Consider the following 22,398-nt stretch of genomic DNA (forward strand, 5'->3'; position numbering starts at 1 on the left):
CCCCGGCCTGTACGAGCCGCGACAGCGTCACCGCGCGGCCCAGGTCGGCCGCCTCCTGCGCCCGCACCTTTGCCAGGCGACGCGTGGGATCCATCGTGGCGACGGGCTCCGCGGTGAATCGGGTCCACCTGCTGAGCCGGCCGTCGGCCACCGCGACGACGACGTCGGCGATGTCGCCGTTGACCACGTAGTCGGGATCGAGCACCAGCGCGCCGATCACCCCGCCCTCGGCGAGCGCCTCCAGATTCTCGGCGTCCGGCTCGGGCGCGGCCAACAGGGCCAGCTCCGCCAGCGTGGTGCCCAGCAGGGGAGAGGGCACCAGCGCGCGGCCCAGCTCTTGCAGAACCGTTGCGGCATCGGCCAATTCGCCGCCGGCGCCACCGAGCTCCTCGGGTATCACCAGCGCGGCCGCCCCGACCTGCTCGCACAGCAGCCGCCACAGCGACTCGTCGTAGCCGAGGTCGGACTCCATCGCCTCGCGGACCGCCGCCGGGCTCGCGTGCTTGGCGACCAGCGCCGCGACGGTGTCGCGCAGCATCTGCCGTTCTTCGTTGATGGTCACAGTATCTCCAGTACCTCCAGGACTCGGCGCCGATGCCACTGCGGCGTGCCCCACGCCGACCGCAGCGCTTGCACCCGCAGCAGCCACAACGACAGGTCGTGTTCCTGCGTGAACCCGATCGCCCCGTGGGTCTGCAGCGCCGCGCGCGCCGCCAGCAGGCTCGCCTCCGAAGCGGCCGCCTTCGCGGCGCTGACGTCGCGCGGCTCCATCGACAAGGCTGCCCCGTAGACGAGTGGGCGGGCCAACTCCACCGCGATGTGCACGTCGGCCAGCTTGTGCTTGATCGCCTGGTAGGAACCGATGATCCGGCCGAACTGGCTGCGCTGCTTGGCGTAGTCGACGGCGGCGCCCAGCATCGCCTCGGCCGAGCCGATCAGCTGCGCCGCCGTGGCCAGCGCCCCGAACTCGTGGGCGCGCTCGACGTCGGCCCGCCAGGGCTGGCCGGTCGGCGTCACGTCGAAGACACGCCGGCTCGGATCGACGCAGTGGTGCTCCTGGCCCACCATGGCTTCGGTGACGCCGTCGTCGGTGACCAGCAGCGCCAGCCCGGCGGAATCGGCGTCGACGGCCCGCGGGTTCCGCGGGGGGTGCGCGACGGTGGCGATGAGCTCGCCGGAGGCCAGGTGAGCGCAGCGGTCGTCGTCCGCCAGCAGAATCGGTGCCACCGCAATGGATTCGGCGACCGGGCCGGGCACACACCAGCGGCCGAGTCGTTCAATGGCGACCACGAGGTCGACCGGATCGGCGCCGACGCCGTCGAATTTCTCCGGCACGGCCAGCGCGGTGACGCCCAGGTTGGCCAGTTGCTCCCAGACCTTGCGACCGGGTGCGGTGTCGCCGGCGGACCAGGCGCGTACGGCCCCGGGCACATCCGCCGCCCCGAGCGCCGCGTCGATGCTGGCCGCGAAGTCGCGCTGCTGTTCGTCTGGTGCGAAGTCCACGGTTACTTCTTCTCCCTCGGCAGGCCCAGCAACCGTTCCGAGATGATGTTGCGCTGAATCTCGTTGGTGCCGGCGTAGATCGGGCCTCCCAGCGCGAAGAGCAGCCCGTCGGTCCAGGGTCCGGCCAGTTCGCCGTCGGCACCGAGGACGTCCAGCGCCGTCTGGTGCAACTCGACGTCCAGGTCCGACCAGAACACCTTGGTCACCGACGATTCGGCGCCCAGCTCACCCCCCGCGGCGAGCCGGGTCACGGTGCCGAAGGTCTGCAGGCGGTAGGCCTGCGCCTTGATCCACCCGTCGGCGACGCGGTCGGCGAATTCGGCGGGGGAGCCGCGCTCTTTCCACAGCTCGACCAATCGCTCCGCGGCCGCCAGGAAGCGGGCCGGGCTGCGCAGCGACATGCCGCGCTCGTTGCTCGACGTGCTCATCGCCGCGCGCCAGCCGTCGTTCGGGGTGCCGATCACGTCCTCGTCGGGGACGAAGACGTCGTCGAGGAAGATCTCGCCGAAGCCGGTGTCCCCGCCGAGCTGGACGATGGGCCGCACGGTGACGCCCTGGGCTTTCAGGTCGAACATCAGGTAGGTCAGGCCGTTGTGCCGTTCGGCGGCGGGGTCGGACCGGAACAGCCCGAACGCCATCTCGGCGAACGGCGCCCGTGAGCTCCAGATCTTCTGGCCGTTGAGCAGCCAGCCGCCCTCGGTCCTGGTGGCGGTCGACCGCAGTGACGCCAGGTCGCTCCCGGATTCGGGCTCGGACCACGCCTGCGCCCAGATCTGTTCCCCGCTGGCCATTTTCGGCAGGATCCTATCGAGCTGCTCGGAGGTGCCGTGCGTGAACAGGGTCGGGGCCAGCATGGAGGTGCCGTTGGCGCTGGCCCGACCGGGCGCGCCGGCGCGGAAATACTCCTCCTCGAACACCACCCAGTGCAGCAGCGGCGCGTCGCGGCCGCCGTACTTCTCGGGCCACGTGATCACCGAAAGGCCGGCGTCGAACAGTACCCGGTCCCAGCGCCGGTGCTGGGCAAAGCCTTCGGCGTTGTCGTAGGACTTCGTCGGGATCGATTCGGCGTTGGCGGACAAGAACTCCCGCACCTCGGCCGCAAACGCCAGCGTCTCGTCGTCCAGTTGCAGATCCATCAGACCAGCCCCCGCAGTTGTGTCTTGACCACTTTGCCGCCGGCATTGCGCGGCAGCGACTCGACGAACCGGACCGACCGTGGCGCCTTGAAGTTCGCCAAATGCTCTCGGCTGTACGCGATCACCGCCTGCTCGTCGAGGGCGGCGCCGGGGCGGGCGACGAGGAAGGCGCGGCCGACCTCGCCGAGCCGCTCGTCGGGCACCCCGATCACCGCGGCGTCGGCCACCCCGTCCATCCGCGCCAGCACCTGCTCGACCTCCGCGGGGTAGACGTTGAACCCACCGCAGATGTACATGTCCTTCAGCCGGTCGGTGATGCGCAGGTTGCCCGCCTCGTCCACCGCGCCGATATCGCCGGTGTGCAGCCAGCCGTCGGAATCGATTGCGGCGGCGGTTGCTTCGGGGTCGTCGAGGTAGCCCAGCATCACGTTCGGGCCGCGCAACAGCACCTCGCCCGTTTCCGACCCGTCGGCGCCGGCGATGCGCAGTTCGAAACCGGCGAAGGGGCGACCGCAGGTGGTGGCCACGGTGACGGCGTCGTCGTCGGCGCGGCACATCGTGCCCATGCCGTTGGCTTCGGTCAAGCCGTAGGCGGTGAGCACGATGTCGATGTCGAGTTCGGATTGCATGCGTTCGACCAACACCACCGGGACCGTCGCCGCCCCCGTCACCGCGAACCGCAGGGAGCTCAGGTCGTAGTCGCCGCGGGCCGGGTGGTCCAGCAGCGTCTGGTAGATCGTGGGCGGGCCGGGCAGCACGGTGATGCGCTCGCGCTCGATCGCCTGCAGCGTCCGCAGCGGGTCGAAGGTCAGGTGCGGGATCAACGTTGCGCCGGTCTGCAGACAAGCCAGGATCCCGGCCTTGTAGCCGAAGTTGTGGAAGAACGGGTTGATGCACAGGTACCGGTCGTCGCTGGTGATCTTGCCGTTGGCGGCCCACGACGCCGACGCCGACAGCGACTGTCGGTGGGCGCACAGCACGCCCTTGCTCCGGCCGGTCGTGCCCGAGGTGAACAGGATGTCGCTGACGTCGTCGGGCGCGACGGCGGCCGCACGCGCGGCGACCGCCCCGAGGTCCGTGCCGTGGGCGATGAAGTCGTCCCAGGTTCCGGCGCCGGTCTCCGGGGTCTCGATCGGGATGCGGATGACCTGGCGCAGCGCCGGGAGCGCGGCGCGGTCCAGCCCGGCGACCCGGTCGGCGCCGAGGAACTCGCCCATCGCGAACAGCACCGGCGCGCCGGTGCGGTCGAGGATGTCGGCGGCCTCCTCGGCGGTGTAGCGGGTGTTGAGCGGCACCATGGCCGCGCCCGCGTGGTGGATCGCCAGGCATGCCACCACCCAGTGCCAGGTGTTCGGCGACCAGATCGCCACCCTGTCCCCGGCTTCGACGCCGAGCCCGATCAGCGCGGCGGCCGCCCGATGCACCTCCTCCCGCAGCGCGGCGGCGGTGAACGTGCGCTCGTCGGTGATCAGCGCCGGGTGGTCGGGGAGTTGGCGTGCGAAGCGATCCAGCGCCGCGGGCACGGTGCGTGGATCGTCCGTCATCGAATGCTCCTCCAAGCGGCCGTCCACCACCGGCGGCCTAACAAAGCAAGTGCTTGGTAGGTTAGCCTACAGGTCATGCAGGACGTCGAGGAGTTCCGGGCCGAGGTACGCCAGTGGCTTGCCGACAATCTGGTCGGCGAATTCGCGGCGCTGAAGGGTCTCGGCGGTCCCGGGCGCGAGCACGAGGCCTTCGAGGAACGCCGGGCGTGGAACCAGCACCTCGCCGCCGCCGGGCTGACGTGTTTGGGGTGGCCGGTGGAGCACGGCGGGCGCGGGCTGCCGACGGCGCACCGGGTGGCGTTCTATGAGGAGTACGCCCGCGCCGATGCGCCGGTGAAGATCAATCATTTCGGCGAGGAACTGGTGGGTCCGACGCTGATCGCTTTCGGGACGCCCGAGCAGCAGAAGCGTTTCCTGCCGCGCATCCTCGACGTGACCGAGCTGTGGTGCCAAGGTTATTCGGAGCCCGGGGCCGGCAGCGACCTGGCGAACGTGTCGACCACCGCCGAGCTCGTCGGCGACGAGTGGGTGATCAACGGCCAGAAGGTGTGGACCTCGCTGGCGCACCTGTCGCAGTGGTGCTTCGTGGTTGCCCGCACCGAAAAGGGTTCCAAGCGGCATGCCGGCCTGTCGTATCTGCTGGTGCCGCTGGACCAGCCGGGGGTGCAGGTCCGCCCGATCGTCCAGATCACCGGGACCTCGGAGTTCAACGAGGTGTTCTTCGACGACGCCCGCACCGACGCCGGCATGGTCGTGGGTGAGCCCGGGGACGGCTGGCGCGTCGCGATGGGCACCCTGACGTTCGAACGCGGCGTCTCGACGCTGGGTCAGCAGATCGTCTACGCGCGAGAGCTTTCCAACCTCGCCGAGCTCGCCCAGCGCAACGGCGCCGCCGACGACCCGTTCATCCGCGAGCGGCTGACCCGGGCTTGGGCCGGGCTGCGGGCCATGCGTTCGTACGCCCTGGCCACCATGGACGTCGAGCAGCCCGGCCAGGACAGCGTGTCGAAGTTGTTGTGGGCCAACTGGCATCGCGCTCTGGGCGAGCTGGCCATGGACGTGATCGGCAGGCCGTCGATGGCGTTGACCGACGGCGAGTTCGACGATTGGCAGCGGCTGTTCCTGTTCACCCGCGCGGACACGATCTACGGCGGGTCGAACGAGATCCAGCGCAACATCATCGCCGAGCGGGTGCTCGGCCTGCCCCGGGAGGTAAAGGGATGACGCTGTCGGAAGCTCCGAAAGAGATTGCCGGGCACGGGCTTTTAGAGGGGAAGGTCGTCGTGGTGACCGCGGCCGCGGGCACCGGCATCGGCTCGGCGACCGCCCGTCGTGCGTTGGCCGAGGGCGCCGACGTGATGATCTCCGATCACCACGAACGACGGCTGGGGGAGACCGCCGACGAACTGTCCGCGCTGGGCCTGGGCCGGGTGGAGAAGGCGGTGTGCGACGTGACGTCCAGCGTCCAGGTCGACGCCCTGATCGATTCGACCACCGCGCGCATGGGCCGGTTGGACGTGCTGGTCAACAACGCCGGACTGGGCGGGCAGACGCCGGTGGTCGACATGACCGACGACGAATGGGACCGGGTCCTGAACGTGACGCTGACGTCGGTGTTCCGGGCCACCCGGGCGGCCCTGCGGTATTTTCGCGGCGCGCGTCATGGTGGGGTGATCGTCAACAACGCCAGCGTGCTGGGTTGGCGGGCCCAGCATTCGCAGTCGCACTATGCCGCCGCCAAGGCCGGCGTGATGGCGCTAACCCGCTGCAGCGCAATAGAAGCTGTCGAGTACGGCGTGCGGATCAACGCGGTGTCCCCGAGCATCGCGCGGCACAAGTTCCTGGACAAGACCACGTCGGCCGACCTGCTCGACCGGCTGTCGGCCGACGAGGCGTTCGGCCGCGCCGCCGAGCCGTGGGAGATAGCGTCGACGATCGCGTTTTTGGCCAGCGACTACTCGAGTTATCTTACCGGAGAAGTGATTTCGGTCTCCAGCCAGCATCCGTGACCGGCGCGCCGTGCCGATGGTGAGGCCGCGTTCGGGAGGGTGGCGAAGGCGGCGCTGATGCCGGTGTTGAACAGGCCCGAGCTGAACCCGTCCGCCGGTGTTGCCTCCGGTGGCCGCGTGGAACAAGCCCGAGTTGCGGCCGTCGAGCACACCCGCGTGCAGCGCCTTCGACGCCACCTTTGGCCGAGCAAGCGCTTGGTTGATACCCTGTCGGGGTGGACCGAGTGGCCGGCCAGGCGAACAGCCGGCGAGACGAGTTACTGGAGCTCGCCGCGACCATGTTCGCCGACCGCGGATTGCGCGCCACCACCGTGCGTGACATCGCCGACGGTGCCGGAATCCTGTCGGGCAGCCTCTATCACCACTTCGCCTCCAAGGAGGAGATGGTCGACGAGCTGCTGCGCGGCTTCCTGGACTGGCTGTTCACCCGCTACCGGGAAATCATGGACGCCGAGGCCAATCCGCTGGAGCGGCTCAAGGGACTGTTCATGGCGTCGTTCGAGGCGATCGAAAATCGGCACGCCCAGGTCGTCATCTACCAGGACGAGGCCCAACGCCTGTCGTCCCAGCCGAGGTTCTCCTACATCGAGGACATGAACCGCCGGCAACGCAAGATGTGGGTCGAGGTGATCAACCAGGGCATCGACGGCGGCTACTTCCGGCCGGACCTCAATGTCGACCTCATCTACCGTTTCATTCGTGACACCACGTGGGTGTCGGTGCGCTGGTATTCCCCCGGCGGACCGCTCACCGCCCAGCAGGTGGGTCAGCAATACCTCGCCATCGTTTTAGGCGGCATCACCAAAGAAGGAGTCCGACGCAAATGACTGAGGCGTACGTCATCGACGCTGTACGTACCGCGGTGGGCAAGCGCAACGGCGCCCTTGCCGGCATACACCCCGTCGACCTGGGTGCGTTCGCCTGGCGCGGCCTGCTCGACCGGGTCGACGTCGACCCCGCCGCCGTCGACGACGTCATCGCCGGCTGCGTGGACGCCATCGGGGGACAGGCGGGCAACATCGCCCGGCTCTCGTGGCTGGCAGCCGGCTACCCGGAAGAGGTTCCCGGGGTGACCGTGGACCGGCAGTGCGGGTCGAGCCAGCAGGCGATTTCCTTTGGCGCGCAGGCGATCATGTCCGGCACGGCCGACCTCATCGTCGCCGGCGGAGTGCAGAACATGAGCCAGATCCCGATCTCCTCGGCGATGACCGTCGGCGAGCAGTTCGGGTTCACCTCCCCGACCAGCGAGTCCAAGCAGTGGCTGCACCGCTATGGGGACCAGGAGATCTCGCAGTTCCGCGGGTCGGAGATGATCGCCGAGAAGTGGAACCTGTCCCGCGAAGAGATGGAGCGCTACGCGCTGGCCAGTCACGAGCGGGCGTTCGCGGCCATCCGGGGCGGGCACTTCGACAACGAGATCCTCACCGTGGAAACGGAATCCGGGCCGTTCCGCGTCGACGAGGGACCGCGCGAGTCGTCGCTGGAGAAGCTGGCCGGCTTGAAGACTCTGGTCGAGGGTGGCCGGTTGACGGCGGCCATGGCCAGCCAGATCTCCGACGGCGCGAGCGCGGTGCTGCTGGCTTCCGAGCAGGCCGTCAAGGACCACAAGCTGACGCCGCGCGCTCGCATCCACCACATCAGTGCCCGCGCCGCGGACCCGGTGTTCATGCTGACCGGGCCCATCCCCGCGACGCGCTACGCGTTCGACAAGACGGGGCTGTCGATCGACGACATCGACACCGTCGAAATCAACGAGGCGTTCGCGCCCGTGGTGATGGCCTGGCTCAAGGAGATCAAGGCCGACCCGGAGAAGGTCAACCCCAACGGCGGCGCGATCGCCCTCGGTCACCCGCTGGGCGCGACCGGGGCAAAGCTGTTCACCACGATGCTCAACGAGCTCGAGCGCATCGGCGGCCGATACGGGCTGCAGACGATGTGCGAGGGCGGCGGCACGGCCAACGTCACGATCATCGAGCGCCTGTAGGTTTCGGCGCGGCCTCGTCGCGGGCTTCGTCGCGACACTGAATCTACGCACACGACACGCCGATTCGGGTGTGCGTAGTTTCAGTCTCGACGCGGGGCCGCGCCGCGGGGAGTTAGCTCGTCACGATCAGGTCCAAGCCGTCGCGGCCGGCGCGTTGCGACACCGCCGAGGCGCTGATCCCCTCGGCGGCGGCGAGCTCCTTCTTGGTCCGGCCGACCATCAAACCCAACGGTGACCGTGCCCCAGCCCTATCCGAATCGAACGTCTACCACGAAGATTTAGAACACGTCTTAACCGGCGTGTCGATCCGTGACCTTCAGGAATTGCCGGACACCGACCCGCTGGAAGGTGCGGCGGCGCCGGTCCGACAGCAGGGGCAAGGCCGCCGGCGCGTCGACGATCTCCGGCTGCGCCACGTCATAGCTCTCGCCGTCGACGGCGATGGTCGCCCGCCCCGCGGCGAGGACGTTTTTCAGCCAGTCAACCCGGGTGCCGTAGGCCAGCGGTATGACGAACCCGTCGGGGACGCGCTCGGCCACGACCGGCGTGGAGTACTGCGTGCCCGAGCGCCGTCCGGTGTGGCGGATGGCCGCCGCGTACCAGTGCCTGTGGCCGGCGAGCCGCAACATCACCGGATTGAGCAGGTGCCGGTTGGAGGCGCGAACGGCGTTCAACAGGGGAGGGGGCCAGGAGGCGGGGGCCAGTGACATCATCCATCCAGAATGGCGCTGCACCACGAGCCCGGGCCAGGGTCGTTGGTCCCCGCGTCAGGGTGACTCGACCAGTGCCGACGCGGCCTCCAAGTGTTCGATCGCGTCGCGCACGATCGAATCGATCAGGTCCGCGCACGACGGCAGGTCCTCGAGGATGCCGGCCACCTGGCCGGAGGCCAGCACGCCCGCGTCGGTGTTGCCGTCGACCAGGCCGGCCTTCAGGAGCATCGGGGTGTTGGCCGCCATCACCACCTGTGCCCAGGTGAGGTCTTTGCCGTGGCGCATCGCCAGGCCATCGGTGATCATCGAGCGCCACGTCATCTGCGACATCTGCTTGAACTTCGCGGCGTTGCGCACCGCGGCCGCGAAACCCCTGACCGGCGAGCCGCTTTCCAGTTTCTCGACGAGGCCGGTGCGCAGCACCCGGTGCGGCATGCCGTCGACGCGGGTGGTGACGACCGTGCCGTCCAGCGCCGCCTCGAGATAACGCCGTTTGACGGCGTCGGGCACGGTTGAATCCGAGGTGAGCAGGAAACGCGTGCCCATGGCCACGCCCGCCGCCCCGTAGCTCAACGCGGCCGCGAGCCCGCGTCCGTCGAAGAATCCGCCCGCCGCGATCACCGGGATTCCGCTGCCCCGCACGGCGTCGAGCACCGAGGGCAGCAGCAGCGTGGTGGCGACGGGTCCGGTGTGACCGCCACCCTCTCCGCCCTGCACGATCATGGCGTCGGCGCCCCACGCCGCCACCTTGCGCGCGTGCTTGGCCGCGCCGATCGACGGGATCACCACGGCCCCGGCCTCCTTGAGGCGGGCGATCAGCTCCTGCTTGGGGGCCAGGGCGAAGGACGCCACCTTGACGCCCTCGCGGATCATCAGCTCGACCCGGTCGCCGGCGTCGGCGGCGTCCGCGCGGATGTTCACCCCGAACGGCTTGTCGGTGGCGGCCTTGACTTTTCCGATGGCCGTGGCGAGTTCGTCCAGCGTCATGGTGGCCGAAGCCAGGATGCCCAGGCCGCCGGCGTTGGCCGTGGCGGCCACCAGCCGGGCGCCGGCCACCCAGCCCATCCCGGTCTGCACCACCGGGTGCTCGACGCCGACCAGCTCGGTCAGCGGCGTGCGCAACCTCATGATCGGATTTCCCTGTCCCGCAGCGACTTCGGATCGATCACCTCGCGGATCAGCCGCAACTCGTCGTCGGTCGGCGGCCTCGTCTCATCGGCCTCGTCCAATCCGTGCACGTCGAACGAGGTGTTCTCGCGGACGTCGTCGGGCGATACGCCGGGATGCAGCGACACCGCCCGCATGGTGTGCTCGGGGCCGCCGAAGTCGAAGACGCCGAGATTCGACACCACCCGATAGGTGTTGGCGAACCTGAACGCCGGATTGTCGGGATCGATTTTGTCCCAGCCGATTCCGCAGATGACATCGACCGCCTCGCAGAAGACCCGCTTGGAGTGATTGCCCACCCAGTAGCTGGTGGCGTGGTTGATCGCGTTGCCGGGCGCGCCCCGGAGGCCGAACATCTGCCGGGTCGGGTGCTGCAGCGGGCCGAACGCCGAGATGTTCTGATTGCCGAAGCGGTCAACCTGGTTGGCGCCCATCACGACGTGCCGGCGCCCCCAGGCCAGCGTCTCGAACACCCGGCCGAACGGCATCCAGCCCTCGACCGTCCCCATCTTGCCGAGTGGGGGGGTGTCGGCCAGCAGTTGCGCCTCGCCGTCCGTCAGTAGGATGTCCGGCGAGAACGTGAGGCGCGCCAGGCGCGCGCCGACGGCCGCCATGTTCGTCATCGGGCTGATCATGATTTCGCCCGCATCCCTGAACAACTCGGCGCAGGCGACCGCGCAGATCTCGGCTCGGGTGCTCATTTGGACGCCTCCTCGGCAAAAGCGCGCACGGCGGCCTGATAGTCGTCCTCGCCGCCCGACAGATAGGTCTGGACGAACTTGCGCCAGCCGTCGTCCGTGGAGGCCGCCTCGGCGTAGTGGCGCTGGAACTTCTCGTCGCGGCCGTAATCCGGTGCGGCGGTGGTGAAGTGGGCCCCGCCCGGTGCCTCGACGACCGCGTCGACCATCATGCGGTTCACCAGCAGCGCCTGCGGCGGAACGGCTTTGACCAACTCGTCGGTCGAGACGACGCGTTCCACCGACAGGTATCGCCTCTCGGCGGCCATCAAGAACAGGTCGTCGAAGTACGGGTCGATGCCGGTGTAGGCGGCGTTCCCCCGGCTATCCCCGAGATTGAGGTGCACGAAGGCGGCGTCCAGGCGCAGCGCGGGCATGGCGATCAGCGTCTCGTGTCCGCCGCCGGGCGCCGGGTACGGGCTGGTGACGGTGCGCAGCTCACCTTGCCAGAAGTCGGGCACCGAGCTGCCCAGCCCGGCCCGAATGGGCAGGAACGGCAAGCGCCCGGCGGCCGCCTGCAGCCCGCAGCGCAGCATGCCCTCGTCCATTTCCCGGGCCTCGATCGCCCCGCTGGTGCGGGCCTTGGCGAACCACGGGTCGTAGAACGGCGGCGAGTCCAGCGAGACGAATCCGTAGTACACCCGCTTGACCTTGCCGGCCGAGCACAGCAGCCCCAGGTCGGGTCCGCCGTAGGTGACCACGGTGAGGTCGGTGACGTCGGTGCGCAGCATGGCCCGCACGAACGCCATGGGCTTGCGCCGGGAGCCCCAGCCACCCAGGCCGATGGTCATGCCGCTGCGCAATCCCGCCACGGCTTCGTCAAGGGTGGTCCGCTTGTCGCTCATTCCTTCTTGCCCTTCGCCGTGCCGGCGAACGCGTCGCGGTGCTCGTCGGCAACCCCCGCCAGGTTGAGCTCGAACGTAAAGCCTTGTTCCATACGGTAACTCGCGTTGACCCGCTGCACGTCGATGAGGTTGAGCGCCTCCTTGGCGGCGCGGATGACACGGGTGTCCTTGGCGGCGATGTCGCGGGCCACCCGCAACGCGGCCTCGTCCAGCTGATCCCGCGGCACCACCTCGTGCACCGAACCGAAGTGATGCAGGGTGGCGGCGTCGACGGTCGCGGCGGTGAAGAACAGCCGCCGCATCAGGTGTTGGGGCACCAGCCGCGACAGGTGGGTGGCCGCGCCCAGCGCGCCGCGCTCCACCTCCGGCAGCCCGAAGGTGGCGTCCTCGGAGGCCACGATGACGTCGGAGTTGCCGACCAGACCGATGCCTCCGCCGACGCAGAATCCGTTCACCGCCGCGATCACCGGCACCGCGCATTCGTAGACCGCGCGGAAGGCGGCGAAGCAGCCGCGATTGGCGTCGATGAGCGCGGTGAAGCCCTCGGTGCGCTGCATCTCCTTGATGTCGACGCCGGCGTTGAAGCCGCGGCCCTCCGCGCGCAGGATCACCGCGTGGGTCTCGATAGCGGCGCCGGCGGCCGTCACCGCGTCGGCCAGTTCGAACCAACCCCGCGACGGGATGGCATTGACGGGCGGGTAGTCGACGGTCACCGCGACGATGCCCGGCTCGATGGTGGTGGTGGTGATGGGCAAAGTGGCACTTCCTCTGAAAAAGGGGGCGGCTACCTAAGCAAGCACTTGCTTGGTACGCTAGCACAGTGACTCGCGCCGAATCAGGCCCCCCATTTGGAGAAGCCATCAATCTGGGGCTGGACGGGCGGGTCGTCCTCGTCACCGGCGGCGTGCGCGGCGTGGGCGCCGGCATCAGCAGCGTCTTCGCCGGGCAGGGCGCGACCGTGATCACCTGCGCGCGACGGGCCGTCGCCGGCTTGCCGTATGAGTTCCACTCCTGCGACATCCGCGACGACGACGCCGTCAAGGCGATGATCGACTCCGTCGTCGACAAGCACGGCGGGCTCGACGTCGTCGTGAACAACGCAGGCGGTTCGCCCTACGTGCTGACCGCGGAGTCCAGCGCGAAGTTCAACCGCAAGATCATCGAGCTCAATCTGATTGGCGGCCTGTGGGTTTCACAGTTTGCCAACGAGGTGATGCAGAACCAGCCGCGCGGCGGGTCGATCGTCAACATCTGCAGCCTCAGCGGCCGGCGGCCCTCGCCCGGCACCGCCGCGTACGGGGCCGCCAAGGCGGGGCTGGAAAGCCTCACGCAGACGCTGGCGGTGGAGTGGGGGCCGAAGGTCCGGGTGAACGCGTGCGTGGTCGGCATGGTGGAGACCGAGCAGTCCGAGCTGTTCTACGGTGACGCCGAGTCGATCGCCGCGATCTCGAAGAACGTCCCGCTGGGCCGGCTGGCCAAGCCGGAGGACATCGGTTGGGCCGCGGCGTTTTTGGCGTCGGATGCGGCGTCCTACATCAGCGGTGCCTCGTTGGAGGTGCACGGCGGGGGCGAGCCTCCGCACTATCTGGCCACCACGAACGCGAGCGCCATCAAGTAGAGGAGAGAAGACACATGGGAGTGGTTGACGGTCGCGTCGTCATCGTCACCGGAGCGGGCGGCGGTATCGGCCGCGAGCACGCGCTGGCCTTCGCGGCCGAGGGCGCGCGCGTGGTGGTCAACGACATCGGGGTCGGACTGGACGGTTCCACGGCGAGCGGCGGCAGCGCCGCCCAGGGCGTGGTCGACGAGATCACCGCCGCCGGCGGCGAGGCCGTCGCCGACGGGTCCAACATCGCGGACTGGGACCAGGCCGCGGCGCTGGTGAACAAAGCTGTCGAAACCTTCGGTGGGCTGGACGTTTTGGTGAACAACGCCGGCATCGTGCGCGACCGGATGATCGCCAACACGAGTGAGGACGAGTTCGACGCCGTCATCGCCGTCCACCTCAAGGGGCACTTCGCCACGATGCGCCACGCCGCGTCGTACTGGCGCGGGTTGTCCAAGGCGGGCCAGGCGGTGGACGCGCGCATCATCAACACGAGTTCCGGCGCGGGCCTGCAGGGCAGCGTCGGGCAGGGGAACTACAGCGCGGCCAAGGCGGGCATCGCGGCGCTGACGCTGGTCGCCGCGGCCGAGATGGGCCGATACGGCGTCACCGTCAATGCCATCGCTCCGTCGGCGCGCACCCGCATGACCGAGACCGTCTTCGCCGAGATGATGGCAACGCAGGACCAGGATTTCGACGCCATGGCGCCGGAGAACGTCTCGCCGCTGGTGGTCTGGCTGGGCAGCGCGGAGTCCCGCGACGTCACCGGCAAGGTGTTCGAGGTCGAGGGCGGCAAGATTCGCGTCGCCGAGGGGTGGGCGCACGGCCCGCAGATCGACAAGGGCGCCAAGTGGGACCCCGCCGAGCTGGGGCCCGTCGTCGCCGACCTGCTGGCCAAGGCGCGCCCGCCGGTCCCGGTCTACGGGGCCTGACCGGCCAAGCGGTCAGGGATCGCAGATGACGACGGGGATGACCCGATCCGTCCACGATCGGTAGTCGCCGAACGACGGGTACATGGCGTCCAACTTCGGCCAGTACTCTGCGCGCTCCGCCTCGGTGGCATCGCGTGCCTGCAGCTGCAGGACCTCGTCCTTGATCTGCACGGAGACCTTGGGATTGGCCTTGAGATTCAGGTACCACAGCGGATGCTTATCGCTGCCGCCCTTCGATGCGACGAACACCACGCGATCCCCCTCGCGCAGGTAGAGCAGCGGGCTCACCCGCGGTTCACCGGTCTTGCGGCCCATCGTGGTGAGCAGCGCGACCGGGGCTTTACCGAAGGTACCGCCGAGTCTTCCGTTGCTGCGCCGGTAGATCCACGCGTTGCCCTTGGCCATGTATTTGATGATCAAGCCGACCCAGGGTGAATTCAGTGAGCGTGGCTTCTCTTTCGGCATGCAGTGATCCTAGCGCTGGACGAACGGATGGAAGCGAACCGTGATGTGCTGGATTTCGGCTCGGCCGCTGGGTGTTTCGGCGGGGATGAGGAAGGTCTCGTCGACCCGCGCGCCCAGTCGCCGGCCGCCGAACGCCGCCTTGGTCAGCACGTCGTAGCTCGCGTGGACCCGGTCGCCCTCGATGCGGTAGTCCGGCGGCGTCGCGTCGGCGATGATCCGGTATTGCGGCCCGCGAGTGAGGCTGCGCCGCAAGTGTTTCCCGGAGAACCCGTTCTTGACGCCCTGCTCGACGCGGGTGCACCGATCAGCGAACGGCACGGCTTCGCCGTCGTGGCTGACCAGCGCGTCGATGTAGGCCTGCGCCGCGGCGATGCGGCCGCCCTCCGATACCGGCTTCGTGACCAGCACCGGGCCTAGATGCGCTCGATGATGGTGCCGGTGGACAGGGCGCCGCCGGCGCACATGGTGATCAGCGCGGTGCTCCGATCGGAGCGTTCGAGTTCGTGCAGTGCCGTGGTGATCAGCCGGCTGCCGGTGGAGCCCACCGGGTGTCCCAGCGCGATCGCTCCGCCGTTGACGTTGACCCGTGCCATGTCGGGGCCGTGGACGCGCGCCCATGACAGCACCACCGACGCGAACGCCTCGTTGATCTCGACGATGTCGATGTCGCCGATCTTCATGCCGGCCTTCTCGAGCACCTTCGCCGTCGCCTGCACGGGACCGTCGAGGTGGTAGTAGGTCTCGGCGCCCACGAGGGCCTGGCTGACGATCCGGGCGCGCGGCCGCAGCCCGAGCGCCTTGGCCTTGTCCTCGTCCATCCACAGCACGGCGGCGGCGCCGTCGGAGATCTGCGATGACGTTCCCGCCGTGTGGATCCCGCCCTCCATGACCGGTTTCAACGCGCTCAGCCCCGCGAGCGTGGTGTCGCGCAGCCCCTGGTCGCGGCTGATGGTCACCCGCTCCGACGTCGGCTGCTTGTTCTCGTCGAGGGCGGGCGCCACCAGCGGGGTGATCTCGCGGTCGAACCGGCCTTCGTCCCACGCCTGCTTGGCCTTCTGCTGGGATGCCAGGCCCCACTCGTCGATGTCCTCGCGGGTGATGCCGCGCCGCTGGGCGATCCGCTCGGCGGCGGTGAACTGGTCGGGCATGTCGATGTCCCACGACTCCGCGCGCCAGTTGCGGTCCGGCCCCGCGTTGGCGCCGAGGCCCACGCGGCTCATCGCCTCGATCCCGCACGCGATGCCGATGTCGATCGCGCCGGTCGCGATGAGGCCGGCGATCAGGTGATTGGCCTGCTGGCTGCTGCCGCACTGGCAGTCGACGGTGGTGGCGCCGACGTGCTCGGGCAGGCCCGCGGTGAGCCACGAGGTCCGGGTGACGTTGTTGGACTGCTCCGCGTACTGCGTCACGCAGCCGCCGATGACCTGTTCGACGTCACCGGCGTCGATACCGGCCTTCTCCACCAGTGCCTTCTGCACGTTGCCCAGCAGTTCGGTGGCGTGCAGTCCTGACAGCCATCCGTTGCGCTTGCCGATCGGGCTGCGGGTGGCTTCAACGATTACCGGGTTACCCATGGGGTCAGGCTAGAACACGTTTCATTACTATGACAAGCGAGGATGCCCGGCCGCCTTTTTTCTACGGTGGAGGCATGTTTTACTGGCAACAAGGCTCCACTAGGAGAGCTAGTGTTCTGGGACCGCCAGTGACACGGCCAGTCGCAAGACGAGCATATGCACGAGCAGTGAGGAGAAGCACCGTGCCCACCCCCAATCTCCCGCCCGGTTTCGATTTCACGGACCCCGACATCTACGCGGAGCGGCTTCCGATCGAAGAGTTCGCCGAGTTGCGGGCGAAAGCGCCGATCTGGTGGAACGCCCAGGCGCCGGGCAAGGGCGGCGGCTTCCACGACGGCGGCTACTGGGCCATCACCAAGCACAAGGACGTCAAGGAAATCTCGCGCCGCAACGACGTGTTCTCCAGCTACGAGAACTGCGTCATCCCGCGCTTCAACGACGACATCGCGCGCGAGGACATCGACCTTCAGCGGTACGTGATGCTGAACATGGACCCGCCCCACCACACCCGGTTGCGCAGGATCATCTCCCGCGGGTTCACCCCGCGCGCGATCGGACGACTGCGCGACGAACTCAACGAACGCGCCCAGAACATCGCGAAGGCCGCCGCGGCCAACGGTTCCGGTGACTTCGTCGAGCAGGTGGCCTGCGAGCTGCCCCTGCAGGCGATCGCCGGCCTGCTCGGCGTGCCGCAGGAGGACCGCGACAAGCTCTTCCGCTGGTCCAACGAGATGACCGGCAGCGACGATCCCGAGTACGCCGACATCGATGCCAAGTCGTCGTCGGTGGAGGTGCTGACGTACGCGATGCAGATGGCCGCGCTGAAGTCCGAGCATCCGGGCGACGACATCGTCACGACCCTGATCAACGCCGACATCGACGGCGAGAAGCTCTCCGACGACGAGTTCGGCTTCTTCGTGATGATGCTCGCCGTGGCCGGAAACGAGACCACCCGCAATTCCATCACCCAGGGCATGATGGCGTTCGCCGACTTCCCGGACCAGTGGGAGCTCTACAAGAAGGAGCGCCCCGAGTCCGCCGCCGACGAGATCGTCCGGTGGGCGACCCCGGTCACCTCCTTCCAGCGCACCGCGCTGCAGGACTACGAGTTGTCCGGAGTGCAGATCAAGAAGGGCCAGCGGGTGTTGATGTTCTACCGCTCGGCCAACTTCGACGAAGAGGTCTTCGAGGACCCGTTCACCTTCAACATCATGCGTGACCCCAACCCGCACGTCGGATTTGGCGGGACCGGGGAGCACTACTGCATCGGTGCGAACCTCGCGCGGATGACGATCAACCTGATCTTCAACGCCGTTGCCGACCACATGCCGGACCTCAAGCCGCTGTCGGCGCCCGAGCGGCTGCGGTCGGGCTGGCTCAATGGCATCAAGCGCTGGGAGGTCGACTACACCGGAAAGTGCCCGGTGAAGCACTGATGGATTTCGAGCTCACCGCCACCCAGCAGGCCGTGGCCGACGTGGCCACCTCGGTTCTCGACCGCGATCCGTCGTGGCCGGCCCTGGTCGACGGCGGAGTGACGGCGCTGCCGGTGCCCGAACGTCTCGGCGGCGACGGCCTGGGCCTGCCGGAGGTCGCGACCGTGCTGACCGAGATCGGCCGGCACGGCGCGATCACGCCGGCGCTGGCCACGCTGGGGCTGGGCGTGGTGCCGTTGCTCGACGTGGCGTCCGAGGCGCAGCAGGACCGCTACCTTGCGGGTGTCGCCAAGGGCGGCGTGCTGACCGCGGCGCTCAACGAGCCCGGCACCGCCCTGCCGGACCGGCCGGCGACCACCCTGACGGGCGGACGCCTCTCGGGCACCAAGGTCGGCGTCGCGTATGCGGGACAAGCGGATTGGATGCTGGTGACCGCCGACAGCGCCGTCGTCGTGGTGTCCCCCAAGGCGGACGGGGTGCGGTTGGCCCACACGCCGACGTCGAACGGCTCGGACGAGTACACCGTCACCTTCGCCGACGTGGCGGTCGACGACGCCGACGTGCTGGCGGGTGCTGGGGATATCGGGGCGCACCGCATCAACCAGCTGGCGCTGGCGGTCATCGGTGCGTACGCCGACGGGCTGGTCGCCGGGGCGCTCCGGCTCACCGCCGACTACGTGGCCAACCGGAAGCAGTTCGGCAAGCCCTTGTCGACCTTCCAGACCGTCGCGGCGCAGCTGTCCGAGGTCTATATCGCCTCCCGCACGATCGACCTGGCGGCCAAGGCGGCGGTGTGGCGGCTGTCCGAAGGCCGGGATGCGGACGCCGATCTCGACATCCTGGCCTACTGGATCGCATCCGAGGCGCCGCCCGCGATGCAGACGTGCCACCATCTACATGGCGGCATGGGAATGGACATCACCTACCCGATGCACCGGTATTACTCCACAATCAAAGACCTGACCCGGCTGGTGGGCGGGCCATCTCATCGCCTCGAACTGGTGGGAGCACAATGTTCATCGACCTGACGCCCGAGCAGCGCCAGCTGCAGGCCGAGATACGGCAATACTTTTCGAACCTCGTCTCCTCCGACGAGATGAAGGAGATGGAGAAGGACCGGCACGGCGGCGCCTACCGCGCGGTGATCCGGCGGATGGGCAAGGACGGCATGCTCGGGGTCGGCTGGCCCAAGGAGTTCGGTGGGCGCGGCTTCGGCCCGATCGAGCAGCAGATCTTCGTCAACGAGGCGCATCGGGCCGACGTGCCACTGCCCGCCGTGACCCTGCAAACGGTGGGCCCCACCCTGCAGGTCTTCGGCACCGAGATGCAGAAGAAGAAGTTCCTGCCGGCGATCCTGGCCGGGGAGGTCCACTTCGCGATCGGCTACAGCGAACCCGAGGCGGGCACCGACCTGGCATCGCTGCGCACCAGCGCGGTGCGCCAGGGCGACGAGTACATCGTCAACGGCCAGAAGATGTGGACCACCGGCGGGCACGACGCCGACTATGTCTGGCTGGCCTGCCGCACCGACCCGGACGCCGTCAAGCACAAGGGCATTTCGATCCTCATCGTCGACACGAAGGACCCCGGCTACTCGTGGACGCCGGTCATCCTGTCCGACGGGGCCCACCACACGAACGCCACCTACTACAACGACGTGCGGGTGCCCGCCGACATGCTGGTGGGTGAGGAGAATGGCGGATGGCGCCTGATCACCACCCAGCTCAACAACGAGCGCGTCATGCTCGGCCCGGCGGGGCGGGTCGCCGGCATCTACGACCGCGTGCACGCCTGGGCGTCCAAGCCGGGCGCCGACGGCGTCACCCCGATCGACCACGCCGACGTCAAGCGGGCGCTGGGTGAGATTTACGCGATGTGGCGCATCAACGAGCTGCTGAACTGGCAGGTCGCGGCCTCCGGCGAGGACATCAACGTGGCCGATGCCGCCTCCACCAAAGTCTTTGGCACAGAACGCATCCAGTACATCGGCCGGCTCGCGGAGGAGATCGTCTTCAAGTACGGCAACGCCGCCGACCCCGAGACCGCCGAGCTGATCAACTGGCTGGACTCGCAGACCAAGCGCAACCTGGTGATCACCTTCGGCGGGGGTGTGAACGAAGTCATGCGGGAGATGATCGCGGCGGCGGGGCTGAAAGTGCCGAGGGTGCCTCGATGACCGAAATCGCCGACGCCATCGCGGAGATCAAGGCCGCCGGTGGAGCCAAGCCGCGGGCGGCGCGGGATCCGGTGAACCAGCCGACGATCAACAACTGGGTCGAGGCACTCGGCGACCGCAACCCCATCTACGTCGACGAGGCCGCCGCCCGCGCGGCCGGCCATCCCGGAATCGTGGCCCCGCCGGCCATGATTCAGGTGTGGACGATGTTCGGGCTGGGCGGGGAACGTCCCAAGGACGACCCCCTGGGCCCCATCATGCAGCTGTTCGACGACGCCGGCTACGTCGGCGTCGTCGCCACCAACTGCGAGCAGACCTACCACCGCTACCTGCAGCCCGGCGAGCACGTCAGCGTCACCTCCGAGATGGGGGACGTGATCGGGCCCAAGCGGACCGCGCTCGGCGAGGGCTTCTTCGTCAACCAGCACATCATCTGGCGCGTCGGCGACGAGGACGTCGCCGAAATGAACTGGCGCATCTTGAAGTTCAAGCCCGGCACGTCGGCTCCGGCGGTGCCCGAGGACTTGGACCCCGACGCCATGATGCGGCCCTCGTCGTCACGGGATACCGCGTTCTTCTGGGAGGGCGTCAAGGCGCACGAGCTGCGGATCCAGCGCCGGCCCGACGGCAGCCTGCAGCACCCGCCGGTGCCGGCGGTGTGGCAGGACAAGGGCGCACCGATCGACTACGTGGTGTCCAGCGGCAAAGGGACGGTGTTCAGTTACGTGGTGCACCACGCGCCCAAAGTTCCCGGCCGCACACTGCCCTTCGTGATCGCCCTGGTCGAACTCGACGAGGGCGTGCGGATGCTGGGCGAGCTGCGCGACGCCGACCCGGCGGAGGTGGAGATCGGAATGCCCGTGCGCGCAACGTATATCGACTTCCCGGCCGGCGCCTCCGGGCCGGAGTGGACGCTCTACGCCTGGGTGCCGGTGGCATGAGCGCGCCGGCCGTCGAAGTGGGCACGACGCTGCCCGAGCTCACGCTTTACGGTGATCCCACGTTCATCATCTCCACGGCCATCGCCACGCGGGATTTCCAGGACGTGCACCATGACCGCGACAAGGCGCAGGCCAAGGGCTCCAAGGACATCTTCGTCAACATCCTGACCGACACCGGCCTGGTTGAGCGCTACGTCACCGACTGGGCGGGGCCGTCGGCCCTAGTCAAGTCGATCGGGCTGCGGTTGGGTGTGCCCTGGTACGCCTACGACACCGTGACGTTCACCGGCGAGGTGACCGCCGTCGACGACGGCCTGATCACCGTCAAGGTGTTTGGGCGCAACAGCCTTGGCGACCACGTCATCGCCACGGTGACTCTGACAATGGGAGACTCGTAGATGTTGTCCGGTAAGGCGGCGATCGTCGGCATCGGCGCGACCGACTTCTCGAAGAACTCCGGGCGCAGCGAGCTGCGGTTGGCGGCCGAGGCGGTGTTGGACGCGCTGGACGACGCCGGCTTGAGCCCTGCCGACGTGGACGGGCTGACCACCTTCACCATGGACAGCAACACCGAGACTGCGGTCGCGCGGGCGGTCGGCATCGGGGACCTGAAGTTCTTCTCCAAGATCCACTACGGCGGCGGCGCCGCCTGCGCGACGGTCCAGCAGGCGGCCGTGGCGGTGGCGACCGGCGTGGCCGACGTGGTGGTGGCGTACCGGGCGTTCAACGAGCGCTCCGGCATGCGGTTCGGCCAGGTACAGACCCGGTTGGTGGGAGACGCTGCCGTGGAGGCGGATTCGACGGCGGCGGACAATTCGTTCTCCTATCCGCACGGGCTGTCGACGCCGGCGGCGCAGGTCGCGATGATCGCGCAGCGCTACATGCACCTCTCGGGAGCGACGAGTCGCGACTTCGGCGTGATTTCGGTGGCCGACCGCAAGCACGCCGCGAAGAACCCCAAGGCGTACTTCTACGAGAAGCCGATAACCATTGAGGATCATCAGAATTCGCGGTGGATCGCCGAGCCGCTGCGGCTGCTGGACTGCTGTCAGGAGACCGACGGGGCGGTCGCGATCGTCGTGACGTCGGCCGAGCGCGCGCGGGACCTCAAGCACCGGCCGGCGGTCATCGAGGCGGCGGCGCAGGGCTCGAGCCCCGACCAATACACCATGGTCAGCTACTACCGGCCCGAACTCGGTTTGCCCGAGATGGGCGTGGTGGGCCGGCAGCTGTGGCAGCAGTCCGGCCTGCAGCCGTCCGACATTCAGACGGCCATCCTGTACGACCACTTCACGCCGTTCACCCTGATTCAGTTGGAGGAGTTGGGTTTTTGCGGCCGCGGCGAGGCGAAGGATTTCATCGCCGACGGCGCGATCGAGGTGGGCGGGCGGCTTCCGATCAACACGCACGGCGGTCAGCTCGGTGAGGCCTACATCCACGGCATGAACGGCATCGCCGAAGGTGTGCGGCAGCTGCGGGGCACCTCCGTGAACCCCGTGCCCGACGTCGAGCACGTGCTGGTCACCGCCGGAACGGGCGTCCCGACGTCGGGCCTGATCCTGGGCTAGCGTCTGTTGCTTTGGTCGCGAGCGTGAAGCTAGCTTCACGCTTGACGTCGAACGTGAAGCTA

The 22,398-nt window shown here is 68.5% G+C and carries 23 protein-coding genes and 2 pseudogenes; 12 read left to right on the plus strand and 13 right to left on the minus strand.

Going from position 1 to position 22,398, the window contains the following annotated elements:
* Nucleotides 1-40: 40 nt before the first annotated feature.
* The 4 genes and pseudogenes from BN971_RS12160 to fadD3 all read right to left on the minus strand — a co-directional run.
* Nucleotides 41-562 (minus strand): annotated as a pseudogene (locus BN971_RS12160) (acyl-CoA dehydrogenase family protein); the annotation flags it as partial.
* A complete protein-coding gene (locus tag BN971_RS12165; protein WP_085182758.1) occupies nucleotides 559-1,503 on the minus strand; it encodes an acyl-CoA dehydrogenase family protein in 945 nt (314 codons plus the stop codon). The pseudogene BN971_RS12160 and the gene BN971_RS12165, both read right to left, overlap by 4 nt.
* Nucleotides 1,504-1,505: 2 nt before the next feature.
* On the minus strand, nucleotides 1,506-2,639 hold the full coding sequence (locus BN971_RS12170; RefSeq protein ID WP_085182757.1) for an acyl-CoA dehydrogenase family protein: 1,134 nt from the start codon (nucleotides 2,637-2,639) through the stop codon (nucleotides 1,506-1,508).
* A complete protein-coding gene (fadD3, locus tag BN971_RS12175; RefSeq protein WP_085182862.1) occupies nucleotides 2,639-4,183 on the minus strand; it encodes a 3-((3aS,4S,7aS)-7a-methyl-1,5-dioxo-octahydro-1H-inden-4-yl)propanoate--CoA ligase FadD3 in 1,545 nt (514 codons plus the stop codon). Before fadD3 ends, BN971_RS12170 begins: the two co-directional genes overlap by 1 nt.
* A gap of 75 nt (nucleotides 4,184-4,258) precedes the next feature.
* Here fadD3 and ipdE1 point away from each other — a divergent pair, with 75 nt between their 5' ends.
* The 4 genes from ipdE1 to fadA6 all read left to right on the plus strand — a co-directional run bounded on the left by ipdE1 (nucleotide 4,259) and on the right by fadA6 (nucleotide 8,176).
* Nucleotides 4,259-5,407, plus strand: a complete 1,149-nt coding sequence (gene ipdE1 / locus BN971_RS12180) for an acyl-CoA dehydrogenase IpdE1 (RefSeq protein WP_085182756.1) — start codon at nucleotides 4,259-4,261, stop codon at nucleotides 5,405-5,407.
* Nucleotides 5,404-6,192 (plus strand): (5R,7aS)-5-hydroxy-7a-methyl-1-oxo-2,3,5,6,7,7a-hexahydro-1H-indene-carboxyl-CoA reductase, encoded by a 789-nt coding sequence (ipdF, locus tag BN971_RS12185; protein WP_085182755.1) that lies wholly within the window; start codon nucleotides 5,404-5,406, stop codon nucleotides 6,190-6,192. Before ipdE1 ends, ipdF begins: the two co-directional genes overlap by 4 nt.
* Nucleotides 6,193-6,407: 215 nt before the next feature.
* Nucleotides 6,408-7,019, plus strand: coding sequence for a TetR family transcriptional regulator KstR2 (gene kstR2, locus BN971_RS12190; RefSeq protein WP_090350132.1), 612 nt, complete (start codon nucleotides 6,408-6,410; stop codon nucleotides 7,017-7,019).
* Complete coding sequence (fadA6, locus tag BN971_RS12195; protein WP_085182753.1) at nucleotides 7,016-8,176, plus strand: steroid 3-ketoacyl-CoA thiolase FadA6; 1,161 nt, start codon at nucleotides 7,016-7,018, stop codon at nucleotides 8,174-8,176. The genes kstR2 and fadA6 overlap by 4 nt, the downstream gene beginning before the upstream one ends.
* Nucleotides 8,177-8,288: 112 nt before the next feature.
* Here the strand turns inward: fadA6 and BN971_RS12200 are convergent.
* From BN971_RS12200 to echA20, 6 genes and pseudogenes are all read right to left on the minus strand, one after another.
* Nucleotides 8,289-8,408, minus strand: a pseudogene (locus tag BN971_RS12200) (SatD family protein); the annotation flags it as partial.
* A gap of 58 nt (nucleotides 8,409-8,466) precedes the next feature.
* Nucleotides 8,467-8,889, minus strand: a complete 423-nt coding sequence (locus tag BN971_RS12205) for a PNPOx family protein (RefSeq protein WP_085182752.1) — start codon at nucleotides 8,887-8,889, stop codon at nucleotides 8,467-8,469.
* 54 nt (nucleotides 8,890-8,943) lie between these two features.
* On the minus strand, nucleotides 8,944-10,017 hold the full coding sequence (ipdC, locus tag BN971_RS12210) for a (3aS,4S,5R,7aS)-5-hydroxy-7a-methyl-1-oxo-octahydro-1H-indene-4-carboxyl-CoA dehydrogenase (protein WP_085182751.1): 1,074 nt from the start codon (nucleotides 10,015-10,017) through the stop codon (nucleotides 8,944-8,946).
* Nucleotides 10,014-10,757: a cholesterol ring-cleaving hydrolase subunit IpdB gene (gene ipdB / locus BN971_RS12215; RefSeq protein WP_085182750.1), complete on the minus strand. Its 744-nt coding sequence runs from the start codon at nucleotides 10,755-10,757 to the stop codon at nucleotides 10,014-10,016. The genes ipdC and ipdB overlap by 4 nt, the downstream gene beginning before the upstream one ends.
* On the minus strand, nucleotides 10,754-11,638 hold the full coding sequence (gene ipdA / locus BN971_RS12220; RefSeq protein ID WP_085182749.1) for a cholesterol ring-cleaving hydrolase subunit IpdA: 885 nt from the start codon (nucleotides 11,636-11,638) through the stop codon (nucleotides 10,754-10,756). The genes ipdB and ipdA overlap by 4 nt, the downstream gene beginning before the upstream one ends.
* Nucleotides 11,635-12,393 carry a (7aS)-7a-methyl-1,5-dioxo-2,3,5,6,7,7a-hexahydro-1H-indene-carboxyl-CoA hydrolase gene (gene echA20 / locus BN971_RS12225; protein WP_085182748.1) on the minus strand — a complete coding sequence of 253 codons (759 nt, stop codon included), beginning with the start codon at nucleotides 12,391-12,393 and terminating at the stop codon, nucleotides 11,635-11,637. Before echA20 ends, ipdA begins: the two co-directional genes overlap by 4 nt.
* 65 nt (nucleotides 12,394-12,458) lie before the next feature.
* Here echA20 and BN971_RS12230 point away from each other — a divergent pair, with 65 nt between their 5' ends.
* Together BN971_RS12230 and BN971_RS12235 are read left to right on the plus strand one after the other, a co-directional pair.
* A complete protein-coding gene (locus BN971_RS12230) occupies nucleotides 12,459-13,256 on the plus strand; it encodes an SDR family oxidoreductase (protein ID WP_170322148.1) in 798 nt (265 codons plus the stop codon).
* A gap of 14 nt (nucleotides 13,257-13,270) precedes the next feature.
* Complete coding sequence (locus BN971_RS12235; RefSeq protein WP_085182747.1) at nucleotides 13,271-14,176, plus strand: SDR family oxidoreductase; 906 nt, start codon at nucleotides 13,271-13,273, stop codon at nucleotides 14,174-14,176.
* A 12-nt stretch (nucleotides 14,177-14,188) separates the two neighbouring features.
* Here the strand turns inward: BN971_RS12235 and BN971_RS12240 are convergent, their stop codons facing one another.
* From BN971_RS12240 to BN971_RS12250, 3 genes are read right to left on the minus strand one after another with little or no spacing between them, the layout of a single operon-like run.
* Entirely contained in the window at nucleotides 14,189-14,641 is a 453-nt protein-coding gene (locus BN971_RS12240) for a nitroreductase family deazaflavin-dependent oxidoreductase (RefSeq protein ID WP_085182746.1), read from the minus strand.
* Nucleotides 14,642-14,650: 9 nt separating this feature from the next.
* Complete coding sequence (locus BN971_RS12245) at nucleotides 14,651-15,046, minus strand: DUF8021 domain-containing protein (RefSeq protein WP_085182860.1); 396 nt, start codon at nucleotides 15,044-15,046, stop codon at nucleotides 14,651-14,653.
* An 8-nt stretch (nucleotides 15,047-15,054) separates the two neighbouring features.
* A complete protein-coding gene (locus tag BN971_RS12250; protein ID WP_085182745.1) occupies nucleotides 15,055-16,215 on the minus strand; it encodes a steroid 3-ketoacyl-CoA thiolase in 1,161 nt (386 codons plus the stop codon).
* Nucleotides 16,216-16,397: 182 nt separating this feature from the next.
* Between BN971_RS12250 and BN971_RS12255 the strand changes: the two genes are divergently transcribed.
* The 6 genes from BN971_RS12255 to BN971_RS12280 are packed head-to-tail and all read left to right on the plus strand — an operon-like array spanning nucleotide 16,398 to nucleotide 22,336.
* Nucleotides 16,398-17,651, plus strand: a complete 1,254-nt coding sequence (locus tag BN971_RS12255; protein ID WP_085182744.1) for a cytochrome P450 — start codon at nucleotides 16,398-16,400, stop codon at nucleotides 17,649-17,651.
* A complete protein-coding gene (locus tag BN971_RS12260) occupies nucleotides 17,651-18,679 on the plus strand; it encodes an acyl-CoA dehydrogenase family protein (RefSeq protein ID WP_085182743.1) in 1,029 nt (342 codons plus the stop codon). Before BN971_RS12255 ends, BN971_RS12260 begins: the two co-directional genes overlap by 1 nt.
* Nucleotides 18,664-19,827 carry an acyl-CoA dehydrogenase FadE29 gene (gene fadE29 / locus BN971_RS12265; RefSeq protein ID WP_085182742.1) on the plus strand — a complete coding sequence of 388 codons (1,164 nt, stop codon included), beginning with the start codon at nucleotides 18,664-18,666 and terminating at the stop codon, nucleotides 19,825-19,827. Before BN971_RS12260 ends, fadE29 begins: the two co-directional genes overlap by 16 nt.
* Entirely contained in the window at nucleotides 19,824-20,768 is a 945-nt protein-coding gene (locus tag BN971_RS12270; protein WP_085182741.1) for a bifunctional MaoC family dehydratase N-terminal/OB-fold nucleic acid binding domain-containing protein, read from the plus strand. Before fadE29 ends, BN971_RS12270 begins: the two co-directional genes overlap by 4 nt.
* Nucleotides 20,765-21,166: a MaoC family dehydratase gene (locus BN971_RS12275; protein WP_085182740.1), complete on the plus strand. Its 402-nt coding sequence runs from the start codon at nucleotides 20,765-20,767 to the stop codon at nucleotides 21,164-21,166. The genes BN971_RS12270 and BN971_RS12275 overlap by 4 nt, the downstream gene beginning before the upstream one ends.
* Complete coding sequence (locus BN971_RS12280; protein ID WP_085182739.1) at nucleotides 21,167-22,336, plus strand: lipid-transfer protein; 1,170 nt, start codon at nucleotides 21,167-21,169, stop codon at nucleotides 22,334-22,336.
* Nucleotides 22,337-22,398 lie beyond the last annotated feature (62 nt).

Origin of the sequence: Mycobacterium bohemicum DSM 44277, from assembly GCF_001053185.1 — a bacterium.
Lineage (GTDB): Bacteria > Actinomycetota > Actinomycetes > Mycobacteriales > Mycobacteriaceae > Mycobacterium > Mycobacterium bohemicum.

What these genes read in the sequence shown, in the direction of transcription:
- ipdA (WP_085182749.1), bottom strand. Translation starts at nt 11,638, where the DNA reads ATGAGCGACAAGCGGACCACCCTTGACGAAGCCGTGGCGGGATTGCGC.
- fadE29 (WP_085182742.1), top strand. Translation starts at nt 18,664, where the DNA reads ATGTTCATCGACCTGACGCCCGAGCAGCGCCAGCTGCAGGCCGAGATA.
- BN971_RS12235 (WP_085182747.1), top strand. Translation starts at nt 13,271, where the DNA reads ATGGGAGTGGTTGACGGTCGCGTCGTCATCGTCACCGGAGCGGGCGGC.
- BN971_RS12270 (WP_085182741.1), top strand. Translation starts at nt 19,824, where the DNA reads ATGACCGAAATCGCCGACGCCATCGCGGAGATCAAGGCCGCCGGTGGA.
- ipdF (WP_085182755.1), top strand. Translation starts at nt 5,404, where the DNA reads ATGACGCTGTCGGAAGCTCCGAAAGAGATTGCCGGGCACGGGCTTTTA.
- BN971_RS12205 (WP_085182752.1), bottom strand. Translation starts at nt 8,889, where the DNA reads ATGATGTCACTGGCCCCCGCCTCCTGGCCCCCTCCCCTGTTGAACGCC.
- ipdB (WP_085182750.1), bottom strand. Translation starts at nt 10,757, where the DNA reads ATGAGCACCCGAGCCGAGATCTGCGCGGTCGCCTGCGCCGAGTTGTTC.
- fadD3 (WP_085182862.1), bottom strand. Translation starts at nt 4,183, where the DNA reads ATGACGGACGATCCACGCACCGTGCCCGCGGCGCTGGATCGCTTCGCA.
- BN971_RS12250 (WP_085182745.1), bottom strand. Translation starts at nt 16,215, where the DNA reads ATGGGTAACCCGGTAATCGTTGAAGCCACCCGCAGCCCGATCGGCAAG.
- BN971_RS12170 (WP_085182757.1), bottom strand. Translation starts at nt 2,639, where the DNA reads ATGGATCTGCAACTGGACGACGAGACGCTGGCGTTTGCGGCCGAGGTG.
- BN971_RS12260 (WP_085182743.1), top strand. Translation starts at nt 17,651, where the DNA reads ATGGATTTCGAGCTCACCGCCACCCAGCAGGCCGTGGCCGACGTGGCC.
- BN971_RS12240 (WP_085182746.1), bottom strand. Translation starts at nt 14,641, where the DNA reads ATGCCGAAAGAGAAGCCACGCTCACTGAATTCACCCTGGGTCGGCTTG.
- BN971_RS12280 (WP_085182739.1), top strand. Translation starts at nt 21,167, where the DNA reads ATGTTGTCCGGTAAGGCGGCGATCGTCGGCATCGGCGCGACCGACTTC.
- fadA6 (WP_085182753.1), top strand. Translation starts at nt 7,016, where the DNA reads ATGACTGAGGCGTACGTCATCGACGCTGTACGTACCGCGGTGGGCAAG.
- ipdE1 (WP_085182756.1), top strand. Translation starts at nt 4,259, where the DNA reads ATGCAGGACGTCGAGGAGTTCCGGGCCGAGGTACGCCAGTGGCTTGCC.
- ipdC (WP_085182751.1), bottom strand. Translation starts at nt 10,017, where the DNA reads ATGAGGTTGCGCACGCCGCTGACCGAGCTGGTCGGCGTCGAGCACCCG.
- BN971_RS12275 (WP_085182740.1), top strand. Translation starts at nt 20,765, where the DNA reads ATGAGCGCGCCGGCCGTCGAAGTGGGCACGACGCTGCCCGAGCTCACG.